Source organism: Nonomuraea deserti (assembly GCF_004348685.1).
Taxonomy (GTDB): Bacteria; Actinomycetota; Actinomycetes; order Streptosporangiales; family Streptosporangiaceae; genus Nonomuraea; species Nonomuraea deserti.
Window position 1 is genome coordinate 38,427 of the sequence record NZ_SMKO01000002.1, and the last position, 17,167, is coordinate 55,593.

16 protein-coding genes are annotated in these 17,167 nt (G+C 72.3%); 3 read left to right on the forward strand and 13 right to left on the reverse strand.

Annotation, left to right across the window (positions count from 1 at the left end; genetic code table 11):
- Positions 1 to 31: 31 nt before the first annotated feature.
- The 9 genes from E1292_RS01135 to E1292_RS01175 are packed head-to-tail and all read right to left on the reverse strand — an operon-like array spanning position 32 to position 5,930.
- Complete coding sequence (locus tag E1292_RS01135; protein WP_246089839.1) at positions 32 to 448, reverse strand: TadE/TadG family type IV pilus assembly protein; 417 nt, start codon at positions 446 to 448, stop codon at positions 32 to 34.
- Positions 445 to 837, reverse strand: coding sequence for a TadE/TadG family type IV pilus assembly protein (locus E1292_RS01140; protein WP_132591055.1), 393 nt, complete (start codon positions 835 to 837; stop codon positions 445 to 447). Before E1292_RS01140 ends, E1292_RS01135 begins: the two co-directional genes overlap by 4 nt.
- Positions 834 to 1,271, reverse strand: coding sequence for a TadE family protein (locus E1292_RS01145; RefSeq protein WP_132591057.1), 438 nt, complete (start codon positions 1,269 to 1,271; stop codon positions 834 to 836). Before E1292_RS01145 ends, E1292_RS01140 begins: the two co-directional genes overlap by 4 nt.
- Complete coding sequence (locus E1292_RS01150; RefSeq protein ID WP_246089841.1) at positions 1,252 to 1,488, reverse strand: hypothetical protein; 237 nt, start codon at positions 1,486 to 1,488, stop codon at positions 1,252 to 1,254. The genes E1292_RS01145 and E1292_RS01150 overlap by 20 nt, the downstream gene beginning before the upstream one ends.
- Entirely contained in the window at positions 1,485 to 2,405 is a 921-nt protein-coding gene (locus tag E1292_RS01155) for a type II secretion system F family protein (RefSeq protein ID WP_132591059.1), read from the reverse strand. Before E1292_RS01155 ends, E1292_RS01150 begins: the two co-directional genes overlap by 4 nt.
- Positions 2,398 to 3,249: a type II secretion system F family protein gene (locus tag E1292_RS01160; RefSeq protein ID WP_132591282.1), complete on the reverse strand. Its 852-nt coding sequence runs from the start codon at positions 3,247 to 3,249 to the stop codon at positions 2,398 to 2,400. The genes E1292_RS01155 and E1292_RS01160 overlap by 8 nt, the downstream gene beginning before the upstream one ends.
- Positions 3,250 to 3,251: 2 nt before the next feature.
- Complete coding sequence (locus tag E1292_RS01165) at positions 3,252 to 4,547, reverse strand: TadA family conjugal transfer-associated ATPase (RefSeq protein WP_132591061.1); 1,296 nt, start codon at positions 4,545 to 4,547, stop codon at positions 3,252 to 3,254.
- On the reverse strand, positions 4,544 to 5,260 hold the full coding sequence (locus E1292_RS01170; RefSeq protein ID WP_132591063.1) for a CpaE/TadZ family protein: 717 nt from the start codon (positions 5,258 to 5,260) through the stop codon (positions 4,544 to 4,546). The genes E1292_RS01165 and E1292_RS01170 overlap by 4 nt, the downstream gene beginning before the upstream one ends.
- 1 nt (position 5,261) lies before the next feature.
- Complete coding sequence (locus E1292_RS01175) at positions 5,262 to 5,930, reverse strand: CpaB family protein (protein ID WP_132591065.1); 669 nt, start codon at positions 5,928 to 5,930, stop codon at positions 5,262 to 5,264.
- 335 nt (positions 5,931 to 6,265) lie between these two features.
- On the opposite strand from E1292_RS01175, the gene E1292_RS01180 reads away from it, so the two are divergent.
- A complete protein-coding gene (locus E1292_RS01180; RefSeq protein ID WP_132591067.1) occupies positions 6,266 to 10,951 on the forward strand; it encodes an FtsK/SpoIIIE domain-containing protein in 4,686 nt (1,561 codons plus the stop codon).
- A gap of 3 nt (positions 10,952 to 10,954) precedes the next feature.
- Here the strand turns inward: E1292_RS01180 and E1292_RS01185 are convergent, their stop codons facing one another.
- Positions 10,955 to 11,533, reverse strand: coding sequence for an ArsR/SmtB family transcription factor (locus tag E1292_RS01185; RefSeq protein WP_132591069.1), 579 nt, complete (start codon positions 11,531 to 11,533; stop codon positions 10,955 to 10,957).
- A gap of 79 nt (positions 11,534 to 11,612) precedes the next feature.
- Between E1292_RS01185 and E1292_RS01190 the strand changes: the two genes are divergently transcribed.
- On the forward strand, positions 11,613 to 13,058 hold the full coding sequence (locus E1292_RS01190) for an alpha/beta hydrolase family protein (RefSeq protein ID WP_132591071.1): 1,446 nt from the start codon (positions 11,613 to 11,615) through the stop codon (positions 13,056 to 13,058).
- Between the two features lie 60 nt (positions 13,059 to 13,118).
- Here the strand turns inward: E1292_RS01190 and E1292_RS01195 are convergent, their stop codons facing one another.
- Together E1292_RS01195 and E1292_RS01200 are read right to left on the reverse strand one after the other, a co-directional pair.
- On the reverse strand, positions 13,119 to 14,423 hold the full coding sequence (locus E1292_RS01195; RefSeq protein WP_132591073.1) for a WXG100 family type VII secretion target: 1,305 nt from the start codon (positions 14,421 to 14,423) through the stop codon (positions 13,119 to 13,121).
- A gap of 5 nt (positions 14,424 to 14,428) precedes the next feature.
- Positions 14,429 to 14,815 carry a hypothetical protein gene (locus tag E1292_RS01200; protein ID WP_132591075.1) on the reverse strand — a complete coding sequence of 129 codons (387 nt, stop codon included), beginning with the start codon at positions 14,813 to 14,815 and terminating at the stop codon, positions 14,429 to 14,431.
- A gap of 95 nt (positions 14,816 to 14,910) precedes the next feature.
- Between E1292_RS01200 and eccB the strand changes: the two genes are divergently transcribed.
- Entirely contained in the window at positions 14,911 to 16,362 is a 1,452-nt protein-coding gene (gene eccB / locus E1292_RS01205; protein WP_132591077.1) for a type VII secretion protein EccB, read from the forward strand.
- Between the two features lie 4 nt (positions 16,363 to 16,366).
- On the opposite strand, the gene E1292_RS01210 is transcribed toward eccB, so the two are convergent.
- A complete protein-coding gene (locus E1292_RS01210) occupies positions 16,367 to 17,155 on the reverse strand; it encodes a WXG100 family type VII secretion target (RefSeq protein ID WP_132591079.1) in 789 nt (262 codons plus the stop codon).
- Between the last annotated feature and the right edge of the window lie 12 nt (positions 17,156 to 17,167).

Genomic DNA, 17,167 nt, shown 5'->3' on the forward strand with positions numbered 1-17,167 from the left:
GTTCCGCATCCATCGAGTGGTCGGTTTCGGTCTATCTCGCTTCCGGGGCGGCGCTGGCCTCGCCGGTCATCTCGGAGCCGGGGAACCCGATCGCGCTCAGGAAGAAGGCCTCCCACCGCACCGTCACCGTGACCGTGACCTGGGCCTGCCCCTGCTCGACGGCGCACTCGCCGCGGGTCACGTCGCCGCCGCCGTGAGCCGCCACGATCTCGTCGGCCCTGCCGCACACCTCGGCGTCGCCGAGCAGCCGGGTCTCTCCCGTCGTGCGGAGGTGGTCGACGTCGACCTGATCGGCGCCGGCCCTGGCGGCCTGCTCGGCCACGTCGGTCGCGCGCAGCCGGGCGTTGATCGCCGCCCCGCCGTCCACCAGCAGCCCGGCCAGCAGGAACACGACCACGGAGAACAGCACGGTGAACACCGACATGGACCCCCGCTCGCCGGACCTCATTCGACCCTCCTGAACTGCTCGAGCGGCACCACCGCGGTGCCGGTCAGCTGTTTGGTGCCGCCGAACCCGAGAAAGGCCAGGTCGAGCTCGCAGGTCACCTCGGCCTCGACGTGGCCGCCCTGCTCCCACGCGGACCCGTCGAGCGAGACCGACGAGGACTGGCAGCGGCCGCCGAGCACGCTCGTGGTGATGGCCTCGGCAGCGGACCCGGCGTCGTCGAGCGTGCGCTGCACGGACGCCGCGCGGGCGGCGTCGCGGGCGGCTCCGTTGACCCGCCCCTGCGCCTCGACCAGCACCCCGGCTCCGGCCAGGAACAGCAGGAACAGCAGGAAGACCGGGGCCAGCATCACCGTCTCCACCGCCATCGAGCCGCGTTCGGCCCGTCTCATGCGCAGTCCTCGCCGCCGTTGTCGGGGCGGAAGCACTCGACGGGCCCGCCCGCGGTGGCGGTGATCGTGAACGAGAGCTCGGGCAGCAGCGGGATGACCTGCACGGCGCTGCCGGTCACCGTGACGAAGCGCTCGTCGGGCTCCTTCTCGGACGTCGTGGCGGTGGCGTTGCCGAGCAGCTGAGGGCCGATGGCCCGAACGATGTCGGTGGCCTTCGCGGTGGCCGCGCCCTCCCAGTCGCCCGAGTCGAACGGGGCGGACCTGGCCACGCGGGCGCCTTCCCTGGCGGCCGCCTCCGCGACCTGCCGGCCGTGGAACCAGAGCGCGACCTGCACGATGAGCAGCACGACGGCGAGGATGACCGGCATCAGCACGGCCAGCTCGATCACCGTGGCGCCGCGCTCGCCCTCCGGCCTATTCGCCTCCGCCGCCATCGCCGCCACCGCCGCCGAAGGTGCCTTGGATCTCGCTCTGCTTCTGCTCGACCAAGGTCTTGATGAGCGTGGCCAGGCCGAGCGCGACGCCGGCGATGATGGCGGTGATGATCACCCATTCGACGGCGGACGCCCCGCGGCTGGGTGCGGTCCTGGCCCGGTGGATGCGCACGCCGAGGTACGCGGTCAGATAGATGATCCAGGGATGGTTCATCATGCCCCCAACATCTTCATAGCGGCGGGATAACTGAGAAAGATCACAAAACCGGCGCAGAGCAGGAGCTGGGCCACGAGCATCGACTGCGACCGCTCGCCCGCCCTGCCCTCGATCTCGGCCAGCTCGCGGCGGCGCAGCGTGGCCGCCCTGGCCGTCAGCGACGCGCGTACTTTGGCTCCGTCGTCGGCCACCAGGCCGAGCGCGGCCGACAGGTCGCGCAGCTCGTCGACGTTGATCTCCTCGCCGAGCTGGCCGAGCGCCTGCCACGGAGTGATGCCGACGATCCTCGCGCCGGCCAGCGCGTCGCGGATGCGGCCCATCGCCCAGTTGGGCTGCTCGCCGCTCACCGAGACGGCCATCATCAGGGCCTCGGGAACGCCGCGGCCGCCGGCCAGGTTCATCGCAACGAGGTCGAGGAACGCGCCAACGACGTGCCGGAAGTCGCGCCGCTTGGCCGCCGCGTCCTTCTTGACCTGCAGATCGGGCAGGAAGAAGAACACGACCGCCACGAGCACGGCGGACCAGAACGGGATGGCGAGCGAGGTGCCCCACTCCATGAGCACCAGCCAGCCGAGCAGCAGCGGAAAGGCCAGCAGGCCGCCGGCCGCCAGCAGCACCTTCGTGGCCAGGAACGCCTCGAAGGAGCGGCCGACCAGCGCCAGGTCCGACCTGACCGACCGGACCTCCCAGCCGCGGGCGCTGTACAGGCGGGCCAGCCGCACGCCGAGGCCGCGGCGGAACGCGCTGACCTCCTCGTCGGGCAGCAGGAGCTGGATGCGCGGCGCGCCCGCGTCCTCGCGTACGGCGTCGAGCGCCAGCAGCCGCGCCACCAGCCCGGGACGGGCGGGGAAGAGCGCCCTGAACAGCACGAGCAGGCCGAGCCCGATCACGGCGCCGGCCAGTGCACCCTCAACCATCGCCGCCTCCTCCCATGAGCAGCCGCGTCGGCTTGTCGAACCTGGCCAGCCGCCGCATCCAGGCGAACCCGGCCCCGAACAGCCCCGCGACGACCACGAGGACGGCCTGGCCGAGGGGACCGTCGTACTCCTCGACGTAGGAGGGGTTGAACACGACGAGGATCCCGGCGAAGGCCAGAGCGGTGATCACCACGATCTGCACGCTGCGCCGGGTGGCGCGGCGCTCGGCCTCGACGCGGCGGCGCATGTCGAGCTCTTCACGGGCCGAGACGGCCAGCGCGCCGAGCACGTCGCGCAGGCCGGGGCCGCGCAGCCTGGAGTTGAGGATGAGCGCGGCCACCACCAGGTCGGCCGAGGGGTCGTCGAGCTCGTCGGCGAAGAGCGCGAGCGCCTGCGGCAGCGCCATCCTGGTGTGCAGCCGGTCGATCAGGGACCGCAGGTGGGGCCTGAGCGTAGGAGCGGCGGCCCTGATGGACGACGGGATGGCCTGTTCGAGCCCGGCCGCCCCGGCGATCGTGTCGCGCAGCGACTCGGTCCAGGCGGCGAGCCCTTCGAGGCGGCGCATGGCGGCGCGCTCCTCGGCCGCGCCGCCCGACAACCCGCGCCAGGCGAACACGAGCAGCACCGTGCCCACCGCCACGACCGGCCAGCCGGTGACGATCAGGACCAAGGCGGCGGCCACGGCGGCGATCGCGGTGCGGGTGGTCAGCATCTTGACCAGGTGGCGCCTGGGGCGGGGCGGGCGGGGGCGCAGGCCGTACAGGGAGACGCAGAACAGGAACAGGCCGCCGCCCGCCACGGCGCCGGCGAGCAGCGCCAGCGGGTCGAACGTGAACGCGCCCATGCTCACCAGCCCCCCAGGGTGTAGCCGTGGGCGGCGAGCTCCTCCATGCAGGAGATCGGGGCGTGCGGGACGGCGGCGCCGTCGGGGCCCGGCGCGAACACCTCGCTCGACAGGACGCGGCCGTCGCAGCCGTTGACCTCGCGGATGCTGGAGACGTAGCGGCGCAGCGTGCCGCCGACGTGGTAGTCGTTGCGCTTCTCGACGAAGACGACGAAGTCGATGGCGCCCGCGATGAGCATGTGGGTGGCGTCGATGGGCAGCCGCTCGCCGGCCTGCAGGGCGTAGGTGGAGATGCGGTTGAAGACCTCCATGCTGGAGTTGGCGTGGATGGTCGACAGGGAGCCGTCGTTGCCCTGCGTCATCGCGTTGAGCATGGTGACGATCTCGTCGCCGAGGACCTCGCCGACGATGACGCGGCTGGGGTTCATCCGCAGGGAACGCCTGACCAGCTCGGCCATGGAGATCTCGCCCTGGCCCTCGGAGTTGGGCAGGCGCTGCTCGAAGGCGACGACGTTGGGGTGGAGCTCGGGGAACTGGTCGAGGCCGAGCTCGAGGGCGCGTTCGACGGTGATGAGGCGCTCGCCGGCCGGGATCTCGTTGGCCAGCGCTCTGAGCAGGGTGGTCTTGCCGGCGTTGGTGGAGCCCGCGATCATGATGTTCTTGCGGGCGGCCACGGCGGCCGTCAGGAACCTCGCGACGTCGGGGCTGATCGTGCCGTTGCCGGTCAGGTCGGAGAGGAAGACCTTGCCGAGGCGGGCGCGGCGGATCGACACGGCCGGCCTGACCGTGACGTCCATGACGGCGCTCAGCCGGGAGCCGTCAGGCAGGCGCAGGTCGAGCTGCGGGTTGGCGGTGTCGAACGGCCTGCTGGACAGTCCGGAGTAGGCCGCCAGGATCTGGATCAGCTCGACCAGCTCGTCGTCGGAGTCGGCGACCGGGTCGTGCATGAGCTCCTGGCCGTCGGCGTAGCTGACGAACACCCGGTCGCAGCCGTTGATGTCGATGTTCTCGACCTGGGTGTCGTCGAGCAGCGGCTGCAGGCGGCCCACGCCGAACAGGGCCGCGTGGATGCCGGCCGCGAGCGCCTCCTCCTCCTCGACCGTGGGCGGGGTGCGGCCGAGCCCGATCTCGCCGCGGGCGTGCTCTTCCAGCACCTGGGAGATCAGCGCCCTGGCGAACTGGCGCTCGTCCTCGCCGGTCATCGCGGGCAGGCCGTTGGCCTGGTCGAGCCGGCGCTGGTGGGCCAGCCGGTCGCCGACCTCCTGGCGGAAGCGCTTGACGAGCGAATGGTCGATCATCGGTGGCTCACCAGCCTTCCCGCGAGGTCGCGTGCCGTACGGATCAGGAGGGAGCGGTCGAGCCGGCCGCCCCACTGCCCGCGCAGGAGCTCGGCGCCCTTGGGGTCGTGGGCGAGGCCGTAGACGTACTGGACGGTGTTGCCGACGATCCGGCGCACGTCGTCGATCGAGGCGCGGTAGTTGCGCGGGTCGGCGATCACCGCGACGCCGTGCGCCTTGGTGATCTGCAGCCGCTCGCGCAGGTGGGCGACGTGGTCGAGGGTCGCCCGGGTGAGCAGCACGACCTGCTCGGCCTCGGCCATCAGGTCGCCGAGCTGGGGATGGGCGCCGAGCCGGCCGCAGTCGGCGATCACGTCGGCGTTGGGGATGGCCGCGAGCGCCCGGCCCAGCGGGCCCCACAACCAGGTGAGCCCCGCCGCCTGCTCGCCGTGCGTGAGCCCGGCCAGCACGTCGAGCCCGCCGACGATCTTCTGCGTGTGCTGGTGGATCTGCGCGGGCTCGAGGCCGCGCCGGGCGGTGGCGCCGAGCGTGAGCAGGCCCTTGCCCGGGTTGAGCACGCCGCCGTCGGCGGCGGGCAGCCGGTAGGCGAGGTCGCCGCCCGCCGGGTCGCATTCGGCCAGCAGCACGGGTCGCGGCCAGACCGCCGCGAGGGCGGTGGCCGCGGTCGTCACACCCGGCGCGCCTTTGTCGGCGGCCAGGACGATGAGCGCCACGTCAGCGTGCCCCCGGGAGCTCGGCCACCGCGATCTCCCCGCTGGAGGCGAACGCCACTATTTCCGGCGATGCCGAGGAATCGACGACCACCGTGATCTGGCCGGAATTTCCCGTGCGGGACTTGTCGCCGACGGAGAAGACGAGTGCGCTCGCGGCCAGGACCCGGCTTTCTCCTTGGCTCGCCCGGCTCGGAACGTGCACCAGCTGAACGCGGTCGCCCTCTTTGAGGCCCGCGGGCATTTGACCCGGCTTGAGCGCCAGCCCGACGGTGGCCTTTCCCTCGCCGAGCTCGGTGCTGGCCTTGGCGCCCATCTGGTTGGTCAGCAGGGTGCCGGGCAGGATGGTGACGGCCGCGAAGCTGCCGACCACCTGGTCGAGCTGTGACCAGCTGACGTAGTCGACGCCCTCGGCGGCGATCTTGACCTCTTCGAGCGCCTGCGGGGTGAACTTCTGACCTGCGCCGATCTGCTGGGTGACGCGGATGGCGGAGACGCGGTCGCCGCTGCGCAGCACGAGCAGCGTCGTGGCCAGCGCGCCGCCGAGGATGAGCAGGACGGCCAGCGCGGCGAGGGCCGGCTTGCGTTCGCGGGGTGGCACGGGGAGCTTGCGCGAGGCCGGGCCGGACAACCCCGCCGCCGCGTTGGCGGCAGGCTTTTCACTGGTCCTCATGGGTGGGGGGCTCCCGAAGTGAATTGCGGAATTCACGCCATTATGTGGGGCTTGACGTGGTGACGGGGGCGGAATGCGAGGACCAATGCTCGTTTCGCAGGTGGCGGGATGTCAACTCGAAATAATCGATGCCTATTGTTTCTAACGAGTTGACGAGTATTGATTTTTCCGTCTAGCCGTCACTTTGCTCACAGGAGCCACATTTTTCACACCTTTATGCCAACATATCGGCCCAAGTCTCCGCAGATTCCCCATGCCATTGCCGTCAACTCACGCGCCTGTTCCCGCTCCGGGCGTTACCTTTGGCGCCCGAGGTCGACCGAGGAGACGGCACCATGCGGATCATGCTCACCGTGCTCGGCGGGCAGGGCGACCGTGACGTCGTGATCGACGGAGACGACGGCGCCACGGTGGCGAGGGTGAGCGAGGCGCTCAGCGACCAGGGGCCGCTGGCCGACGTCGTCCGGCTGCCCAGGGCCCGAGCCCCCTACGGACTGTCGGCCGGCCCCGACGGCCCGCACGTCCCCCACCCCCGCAGGCCCGAGCGGGACACCGGCCGGCCGGCCGGCCGCACGCCCACGCTCTGGCGCGGCGGCCGCCCGCTCGACCCGCGCGCGCCGGCCGCCGCCGTGCTGCGCGACGGCGACAAGGTCACGCTCGACGCCCGCCTCGCCCGCGCCACCGTGGTCGAGGAGCCGGGCGGGGTCGCCGAGGTGCGGGTGGTCGGCGGCCCCCGCGCGGGTACGGTGCACCGGCTGGGGCTCGGCGTGCACGTCATCGGCTCCGACCCGATGTGCGCGATGGCCGTCGACGATCCCGCCATGGCTCCCGAGGCGGTGGCCGTACGCGTGACACCGGACGCGATCACCGTGGAGCGGGCGTGGCGGGAGCCTGACGAGGCGCCCAGGCTCAAGCTCAAGGGTCGGTGGGCCGACGAGGTCGCCGAGCTCACGGCGCGGGTCGCCGAACGCGAGGCGGCCGAGCTCACGGCCGGCTACGGCGAGACCCCCGAGCTCGACGGCCGGCCGCTCACCGAACCCGTCGACTGGCCCGACCAGGCCGTCTTGACCTGCGGCTCGTCGGTGTTCGTCCTGACCTCGATCGAGCCCAAGGACGCCCACCTGGCTCCCAGGAGCGAGGGCGGCGTGGCCTACAACCGCCCGCCCAGGCTCCGGCGCCCCGAGCCCGAGCGCACGTTCGTCCGGCCGAAGGAGCCGACCAGGAACGAGGGCATGCGCCTCCAGCTGCTCGCCGCCTTCCTCCCGGCCGTGCTCGGCTTCACCCTGGCGATCGCGCTGAAGCAGTGGTACTACCTGCTCGTCGCCCTCATGACGCCGGTCATCATGATCGGCCAGTGGTGGAGCGACCGCCGCCACGGCAAGAAGCAGCACAAGAAGGCCGTCAAGGAGCACAAGGAGCAGCTGCGGGCGTACGACGAGGCCGTGGAGCGGGCCAGGGTGGCCGACGAGGCGGTCCGCAGGTCCAACGCGCCCGACCCGGCCCAGGTGCTGCTCACGGCCACCGGCCCGCGCAGGAGGTTGTGGGAGCGCAGGAGCCACGACGACGACGCGCTCAGGCTGCGGGTGGGGCTGGCCGACCTGCCGGCCGACCTGGAGCTGTCCGAGGAGCAGGGCGGGCGCATCGAACCGCCCGTCTGCCGCTCCGTGCCGGTGGCGCTGCCCATGCGCCGGCTCGGCGTCGCCGGCGTCACCGGCCCCCGTGAGGCCGCGACCGGCCTCGCCGGCTGGCTGATCGCCCAGGCCGCGACCCTGCACAGCCCGCGCGACCTGGCCATCGTGATCGTGTCCGCGCACGCCGACGGCGAGCGGCGCTGGGGCTGGATGCGCTGGCTGCCGCACTGCTCGCCGCAGTCGGGCCAGGAATGCGTGGCGCTGGCCGGCACCGATCCCGAGTCGGCCGCCCGGCGCGTCTCCGAGCTCGCCGCGCTCATCGACGAACGCCAGAACACCGCGATCCCCGAGCTGGGCAAGATCCCCACCGGATGGGACGACCTCGGCGGGCCGGAGAAGCCCACGTTCTCCTCCTACGACGTGCGCCCGTACGACGTGCTGGTGGTGCTGGACGGCGCCCAGGTGCTGCGCGGGCTGCCCGGGATGCCGCAGGTGCTGCGCCAGGGGCCGCGCTGCGGCGTGTACACCCTCGCCCTCGACGAGGACCAGCGCCTGCTGCCCGAGGAGTGCCAGACGGTGGCCGCGTGCGGCGACGACGGCCTCGCGCGGCTGCGCGGCGGCGGCCTCGACGTCATCGGGCCGGTCCTGGCCGACCTCGTCTCGCCCACCTGGTGCGACCGGCTGGCCAGGGCCCTCGCCCCGATCCGCGACGTGAGCAGGGACGACGCGGCGGGCAACCTGCCGGGCGCGGTGCGCCTGCTCGATCTGATGGGCCTGCCCGCCCCCTCCGGCCGGGAGCTGGCCGCCCGCTGGCGGGAACGCGGCACCACCGAGGCGCTGATCGGCGTCGGCCCCGACGGACCCTTCTCGGTCGACCTCAAGCTCGACGGCCCCCACGGGCTCATCGCCGGCACCACGGGGGCGGGCAAGTCGGAGCTGCTCCAGACGCTCATCTGCTCGCTCGCGGTGGCCAACCGGCCCGACCAGCTCACGTTCGTGCTGATCGACTACAAGGGCGGCGCCGCCTTCAAGGAGTGTGTACGCCTGCCGCACACCGTCGGCATGGTCAGCGACCTCGACGGCCACCTGACCCAGCGCGCCCTCGACTCGCTGGCGGCCGAGATCCGCCGCAGGGAGCGCCTGCTGCTGGCGGCGGGGGCCAAGGACATCGACGACTACACCGGCCCCGCGCTGCCCCGCCTGGTGCTGGTCATCGACGAGTTCGCCGCGCTGGTGGCCGAGCTGCCCGACTTCGTCACCGGGCTGGTCGACATCGCCCGCAGGGGCCGGTCGCTCGGCATCCACCTGATCCTGGCCACGCAGCGGCCCGCGGGCGTGGTCACCGCCGACATCCAGGCCAACACCTCGCTGCGGATCGCGCTGCGGGTGACCGAGCCCGCGGAGTCGTCCGACGTCATCGACCTGCCCGACGCGGCCTACATCTCCAAGTCGACGCCCGGCCGCTGTTACGTGCGCTCGGGCGTGGGAGCGGCGACCGCCGTGCAGACGGCCAGGGTCGGCGGCCGCAGCCCTGCCGCCGCCGGCGGGCCGGCGCAAGCGGGCGACGTGCGGGTGCTGGAGGTCGGCTGGCGCTCTTTGGGTCGTCCGCTCCCGCCGCCTGCGGAGCCGGAGGAGGATGACGCGACGGGCACGGACCTCGGGCTCGTCGCCGACGCCCTCATCGAGGCCGCACGCCTGGCGGACGTCCCCGCCCAGCCCAGTCCGTGGCTGGACCCGCTGCCCACCGGCCTCGTCCTCGACCTGCCCTCCACCGGCCATCCCGTCCTGGCCGCCCCTGTCTCCGGCACCGCGGCGTACCCGACGCCGTTCGCCGAGGTGGCGCCGTTGCCGTTCGGCGTCAGCGACCGCCCATGGGCCCAGGACCGGCACCCGCTGGCGCTGGACGTGGCGCAGGGCGGTCACCTGCTCATCGCGGGCGCGGCCCGCAGCGGCCGGTCGACGGCCCTGCGCACGATCGCGGGCTCCATCGCGGCCCACGCCTCCCCCTCGGACGTGCACGTGCACGCGGTCGACTGCGGCTCGGGAGCGCTGCTGCCGCTGGTGGCGATGCCGCACTGCGGCGCCGTGGTGACCCGCGACCAGCTCGACCGGGTGGAGCGCCTGCTGACCCGGCTCAGGGCCGAGGTGGGCCGCCGCCAGCAGCTGCTGGCCGAGGCCGGGCACGCGTCGCTGGCCGAGTACCGGCAGGCGGGCCACCGGCTGCCCTGGCTGGTGCTCATGCTCGACCGCTGGGAGGGCTTCGTCGCCGCCTTCGAGGGCTACGACTACGGCCGCATGATCGAAGGGCTGCTCCAGCTCCTGCGCGAGGGCCCGGCGGTGGGCCTGCGGGCGGTGGTCACCAGTGACCGTTCCGGCCTGCTCGGGCAGGTCTCGACGGTCTTCGACGACCGGTTGCTGCTGCGGTTGTCCGACTCGTCCGACTACGGTCTGGCGGGGTTCCCGCTCAAGGGCCTGCCGTCGTCGATACCGCCGGGCCGGGCGCTCTCGCTGGGCGAGCACGGCATCGTGGAGCACCACATCGCCCTCCTGGACGCGGACCCCGCGGGCCCGGCGCAGGTCGCCGCGCTGCAGTCCCTGGCCCGCGCCGCCGCCGGCCCTCCAGGCACGACCCCAGGCCCGAAGGCGCCGGGCCCGGCGCACGATACGGGCAGGGGCGTCTGGCTCTGGGAGGGAGATCCCCCGCTGCGGGTGGACGCGCTTCCCATGCGCATCACGGCGGCCCAGACGCTCGCCCTCGACCCCGCCTTCAGCCCGCCGTCGCCGTTGTGGGCGCTGGTCGGCGCGGGCGGTGACGCCCTGGCCCCGCTCGGGCTCGACCTGCTGGCCCACGGCCCCGGCGCCGTGATCGCGGGGCCGTCGCGCTCCGGCCGGTCGTCGGCGCTGCTGACGGCCGCCCGCTCGCTGATCGCCCGCGGCACCCCGGTGGTCGCCGTCGCCCCGCGGCGCAGCCCGCTGAAGGAGCTGGACGGCGCCGTGGCGGTGCTGGACGGCAACGCCGCCGACCTGCCGGAGCTCGTCGCGGACCTGCATGGCTACGTCGTGGTGGTGGACGACGCCGAGCTGATCAACGCGGACGGCCCGCTGGGCACCGCCCTGGAGGAGGTGCTCAGGTCGGGCAGGGACGGCGACCACGGGCTGCTCATCGCCGGCGTGACGGGGGACCTGGCCGTCGCCTACCGAGGGTTCGTGGCGGAGACGCGCAAGTCGAGGACGGGGCTCCTGCTGGCCGTGCAGAGCCAGGCGGACGGCGACCTCTTCTCCATCCGCCTGCCGCGCGGGGCGGCCGGCGGCCCGCCGGGGCGCGGCTTCCTGGTGACGACCGGCACCTTCACCCCCGTCCAGACGGCGCTCCCCGGCGGCGACCCGTAGGGGTCATCCGTCGTCGGCGGGGAGGGTGAAGAGGCGGACGTAGAGCGGGCGGGCGCCCGGCGGGGCGTCCTCGACCTGGCGGACGTGCTTGAGAAGCAGGGCGACGTACTCCTCCTGGAAGGCTTTCAGCTCCTCCTTGGTCATGCGGACCATCCCTCGCGAGCCCCACGTCCAGTCGGGGTCGGCGCGGTAGGCGTCGGGGAAACGCTCCATCAGGGCGCGGTCCTCCTCGAAGCCGGCCCGGTGGAACTCCTCCAGGACCGCCCGGTCGCCCGGCGCGAGCTGATCGGGGTGGGGAGCGCGCATGTCGCGGAGGATCCGGGTGCGGCGCCACCAGCGTTCGCGGCCCGACGAGCGCTCGGGGATCTCCTCGATGAAGCCGTATTTCTCCAGCTGGCGCAGGTGGTAGCTGGTGGTGCCGGTCTTGGCGCCGAGCAGCTCGCCGAGGGTGGTCGATGTGGCCGGGCCGTGCAGGTTGAGCAGGGTCAGCATGCGGCGGCGCATGGGATGGGCCAGGGCTTTGAGCCGCTCGGGGTCGTCGAGCACGTACGGCTGCTCGTGGGGTGGCTCGTCATCCTTCATGAGGAGCAGGCTAGTACTCCAGAACGATATCTGCAGACGATTGTTTGCCGAGAGCTCTCTGCAGACTAGTCTCGGTAATATGCGACTCATTCTCGCGGCCGCCGCGGTGGCCGCCACACTGTTAGCACCGCTCGCACCCGCTGCGGCGGCGACTGCGACGGGCCCTGCGACGGCCGCTGCCGCGCCCCTCCCCGGCCTGCCGGGAGACCTGGTGGCGCAGGACGTGACCTTCCGCGGGGGCGGAGGTCTGGAGCTGCGGGGCAGCGTCATCAGCCCCGTCAACGCCCGCGACGGGCGGGCCGGGGTCGTGCTGGTGCACGGCGCCGGCACCGGAACGCCGAGGCGGAAGCTGCTGGGCGAGGCCGTCGCCTTCGCCAGGAAGGGGCTCTCGGTGCTGATCTACGACAAGCGCTCCCAGGGCTACTCCCTGTTCGACAGGTCGTACACGCAGCTGGCCGACGACGCGCTCGGCGCCGTGGGGGTGCTCAGGAACCGGCCGGGCGTCGACCCGGGCAAGGTCGGCGCCCTGGGGTTCAGCGAGGGCGGATGGGTGGTGCCCATCGCGGCCGCCCGATCCACCGACATCGCGTTCGTGATCCTCGTCGGCGCCAACGCGCTGCCGCCGCTGCGGCAGCAGACCTGGGCGGTGGCCGCCGGGCTGCGCAGGGCGGGGGTGCACGGGCCGCTCGTCGAACGGACCGTGCCGAACCTGTACCGCGCGGTCGCCGACGGCGGCATGTTCCCCGAGCCCTTCTTCGACCCCGCGCCGATGTTCGCTCAGGTGCGCCGCCCCGTACTGGCGATCTGGGGGGTGCACGACCTGCTGACGCCGCCCAGGGAGACGCCGCCGATCATGGTCCAGGCCCTGGAGAAGGGCGGCAACAGGGCGTACACCTTCCGGTTCTTCGCCGGCGCCGAGCACGCCGCGCACCTGACGCCCGACGGCGGGGTCACCCGGCTGCCCGAGCTCGCCCCCGGCTACGCGGACCTGGTGGGAAGCTGGGTGGGCGAGGCGACCTCGGGGCGGGCGCCCGTGGCGAGCGTCTCCGGGCCGGCGCCGGTCCAGGAGGACGACACCGTGGAGGTCGCGCCGGCCGCCTGGTGGGAGTCCGCGCCCGTCCAGCTGGTGGCGCTCGCCGTGTTCCTGGTGGCGTTCGGCGGCTATCCCGTCGTGGCGCTGCTGCGCCGCATCAGGCGGTCAGCCGCTCCCATTTCCCCGCTCGTGGCCGCGCGGGTGGTCAGCGGCGCCGGGCTGGCGGCGGTGGCGGGCGGGTTCGCCTACCTCTTCTACCTCATCATGACTGGCGGGAAACTGGCCGTGCCCGGGCCCGTGGTGGCCGAGCGGCCGGTGATCTGGCTCGCGCTCCAGGCGCTCGCCGTGGCCACCGTCGTCGCGACGCTGATCGTCGGGATGCGCTGGCGGCGGGTCGCCGCCAAAGGGGAAAGGGTACGGCTGGGCGTGCTGGTCGCGGGCGGCGCGGTGTTCCTGCCGTGGGCGTTGTACTGGGGGTTGGCGCTGCCCTAGCGAGACCGGGCACGGCCAGGAGCACGGGTGCCGCCTGGCCGTGGCCACGGTCCACGCGCGTCATCCGATCTTGCTGTTCACCACCGAGTCCGCGTTGCCGCCCCAGATGTCGTCGTCCTCGTGGAGCCACGTGCTGGACTCGCGATCCCGGCCTTCCTGTCCGCCTGCCCCGCCCATCCCGCCCATCGGCATGAACGGCATGCCCATGCCGTTCGTGCCGGACCTGCCGCCGGCGCCCGGCGAGGCCGCGGCCGCCAGCGGGCCGCCGTTGCCGTACGTGCTCGGCCCTCCGGACGTCGCACCCGGCGAGGACGACGTGGACGGGTTGCCGGAGCCGGTCTGAGGGCCGGTCCCGGGAGGCGAGCCGTTCGAGGTGGGCTGGTGTTCCTGCAGGTCCGTGGGGCTGCCGACGCTCGCGTCCGGGTCGGGCGTCCGCCCACCGTCGGTGGACGCGCCGGGGGTCTGGGCGTTCGGGTCCTGGCCGCCGGGGGTCTGGCCGTCCGCGTCCGGTGCGGTGGGAGAGCCGATCGACGGGTCGTCGCCCTGGCCGGTCTCCGGTTGACCGGGGGTGGTCGGTGTCGAGCCTGACGGGTCGTCGGGTCCGGCGGAGGGATCCGTCACGCGCGGATCTCCGGTCGGGAGCCCGGACGGGTCGCCGCCGTTGTACGCGGCGGGCGTCACGTCGCCCGGGTCCTGGTCGGGGTATTGCGGCAGCTCGATGTCATCGGGCCTGCCGTCCGGCATCCGCGGCGGCTTGATGTCCCTGAGCGTCGTCTGCAGCGAGTCAGGCATGTCGGTGTGAACCCGGTAGAGGTCGTCGCCGAACGTCTTCAGGTGCAGCCCCGCCAGCTCGTCCTGGGATCCCCAGTCGCTTCTGGCGTCGTCACCGCCGTAATAGCCGGAGTAGACGCTGTAGATGTCGGGGACGCTGTCGTTCCAGGTGCCGCCGGTCAGGCCTCCCTGGTGGGCCCAGGTCGGCATGACCCCCTTCCAGCCGTCCTGGACGAACTCCTGGTGCTTGCGCACCACCGTGGCGAGGGATCCGACCGGTGTGGACATGTTCTTCAGCTTCTCGGCCAGCTCGCCCAGCGACACGTACAGCAGCGCGAGCGCTTCCTGCGCCTCGACCGAGGCGGGGCCCTCCCAGACCTCGGCCAGCCTGCCGGCCTGCGTCCTGATCGCCTCCTTGGCGGTGTTGGCCGCCGAGTGGGCGTCGTTGTAGGCGGTCGACGCCTGCTCGATGCCGGTGGCGTCGAAGCCGTTGATGAAGGTCACGACCTCCTCGACGCTCCGGCCGCCCGTCTCCACGGACCAGTCGGCGCAGTACGGCTTCAGCATGTGGACGTTCTTCTTCGCCTTGCCCATGCCGGTCAGACACCGCCCTCGTTGGCCGCGTTCGTCGCCTGGTAGGTGCCGGCCCCGTCCTCCACCAGGGAGATCGCGGTGGCGAAGTTCTCCAGGACCTCCTCGTAGGCGGTCAGGAATTCCTGCTGGCTGTGCGACACGAGGTCGGCGAACGCCTGGCCGCCCTTCCAGCGTTCGATGCTCCGCACGTGGGTGAGGGCCGCGCGGAGAGAGCCGTACGTTTCGAGGTCGATGATCGAGCCCTGGTTCTCGCCCCGGCCCTCGCCGCTGATGGGCTTCAGCACCTCGCGCAGCTCTCCGGCGATGTTGGCGATCTTCTTGGGGTCGTATGTCACGCCGTCCCGCTCGGGTTGCAGCCCGGGCCAGTCGCGGGGCGGTTCGGTTTCTGCCATGAGCTTCCCCCTTTGAACACTCGATCAAGCAGCGTACTTGACCGTTCCTTTGGAGTACAGAAAGCACATAGTCAACCTGCGTAACATTAGACGATATGCAGACCCAGAAGGATCTATACCAGGCGCATCGGTTGATGACGCAGCGCTTGGGGATGGCTCTGCTGCAAGGGGAGCCGGACGTGCCGGAGTCCCCGATGCGCAGGCAGAACGTGGCGACGTTCGCGGGGCTCCTGATCGCCGTGCTGATCGTCGCCGGGTTCGGGATCTGGGGGCTGCTCAGCAAGGGTGGGCACGCCACCAAGCTCACCGATCCCGGTCAGCTGCTCATCGAGGAGGAGACCGGGGCCGCGTACGTCTTCAACCAGAAGAGCGGCCGCCTGCAGCCCGTGGCCAACTACGTCTCCGCCCGGCTGCTGCTCGACAGCCAGGACATCAAGGTCAGGTCGGTGTCGGCGGAGTCGCTGGCCGGCTACACCCGTGGGCAGATGGTGGGCATCCAGGGCGCCCCCGACTCGCTGCCCAAGAAGGAGCGGCTGGTCAAGGGGCCGTGGTCGGCGTGCGTCGCCGAGACCGCCGACGCCGCCGCGGGCCGCAGGTCGTACGTGACGCTCGTGGGCGGGACCGACGTCGGCGGCACGCCGGTGGGAGACGACGAGGCGTTGCTCGTCAACGACGGGCGGCAGAACTGGGTGCTCTGGGCCAACCAGCGCCTGCGCGCCGCGAACGTGGACCGGCTCACCGACCAGACCCCGCGCCGCGTGCCCGCCTCGTGGATCAACGCCATCCCCGCGGGCGTCGACTTCGCCGCTCCCGAGATCCCCCAGCTCGGCAAGAAGGCCGTGGGCCCCGGCGGCAGGGCGGCCAGGGTCGGGCACGTGTACAAGGTGGCGTCCGTGGCGGGGTCGAGCGAGCGCTGGTACGTCCTGCTGGCCGACGGCATCGCCCCCATCAGCAACACCGAGGCGCTGCTGCTGCTCCAGGACCCGGCCATCAAGGCCGCCTACGGCAGGAGCGGGGCCCGCGAAACGCTCATCGACGCGGCGAGCGCCAACGCGACCAAGGTGTCCGGGCAGTCGGTGCGGAAGCAGGGCCTGCCGGCCACCATGCCGCGCTTCCGCGCGCCCAGCGTCTCCGCCCCCCTCTGCGCGGTGTACGCGAACACCCAGAAGGGCTCGACCAGCGCCGTGCTGACCACCGGCAGCAAGGTCCACATCCCGCCGCCGCCGGCGAGCGCCGGCGCCGACAAGGTCGACCAGGTGCTGCTCCCGCCGGGCAGCGCGGTGCTGGCCGGCACCCTGCCCGGCGACGGGCAACTGTCCGCGGTGCAGCAGTACTCGCTCATCACCGATCAGGGCAAGAAGTTCCGGCTCGCCTCGGCGGACGCGATAGGCAAGCTGGGGTACGAGGCGAAGGACGTCGCGCCGGTGCCCGTCCACCTGCTGCGGCTCATCCCTGACGGCCCCGCGCTGGACCCGGCGGCCGCGATGACGCCCGTGCAGGACGTGCGGAACGTCCAGACGAACCGGACGACCCAGACGACGGGATGACGCCCTAAATGATCCCCAGGCCGCCGCCCGTGGAAGGCGGCATGCCCATGCCGCCTTGCATGGACTCCTCGTCCATCTTCGGGGTGAGCGCGCCCATGTCCTTGTCGTAGGTCAGGCCGTCGTTCGTGAACGCCGTCGAGGCACCGCCCTGCATCGAGGACATCTGGGTCGGTATGGCCTCGAGCGTGGGGAAGATCTTGCCGACGCTCTCGGTCAGCTGCTTGAGCATGAACAGCAGCAAGGCGAGGCCGCCGACGGCCTTGCCGTGTTTCACGAGCATCGCCTTGGTGACGCTCAGCCCTTTCAGGCCCATGCGCGTCTCCCAGACCTCCTTGGCCACCATGCCCCAGCCAGTGGCCGAGGTGAGCAAAAACGCATATCTTGCTATCACCACGGTCCACATGAACATGGCGAGGGCCATGCAGGCTATGGCGCCCCACTTGAAGAAATCCGCCTGCGCATCGACGCCGTCGCCTGTGGCGTTACGGGACTCCTTGAGCTGCTGCAACGATTCCTTGAAGCTGGTGTGGACGGCCTCGAACGAGTCGAAGGCCTGCCCCTCCCACGTGCCTTGCTCTTTGAGCTGCTTCTTCAGATCGTCCAGCTGCTCGTCGAGCTGGCCGAGCTCCGCCGTCACGCCGGAGTGATCCGCCGTGCGCCACTGCCTGGCCGCGTCCATCATGCCCTCGGGGTCGGACACCATGGTGCCGATGGCGAGGGCCATGTACGACGCCCAGGGGGTCCTGAGCACCGACGCCGCAGCCATGGCCGCGCCTGCGGCGCTCATGTACATCTCCTTGTAGAC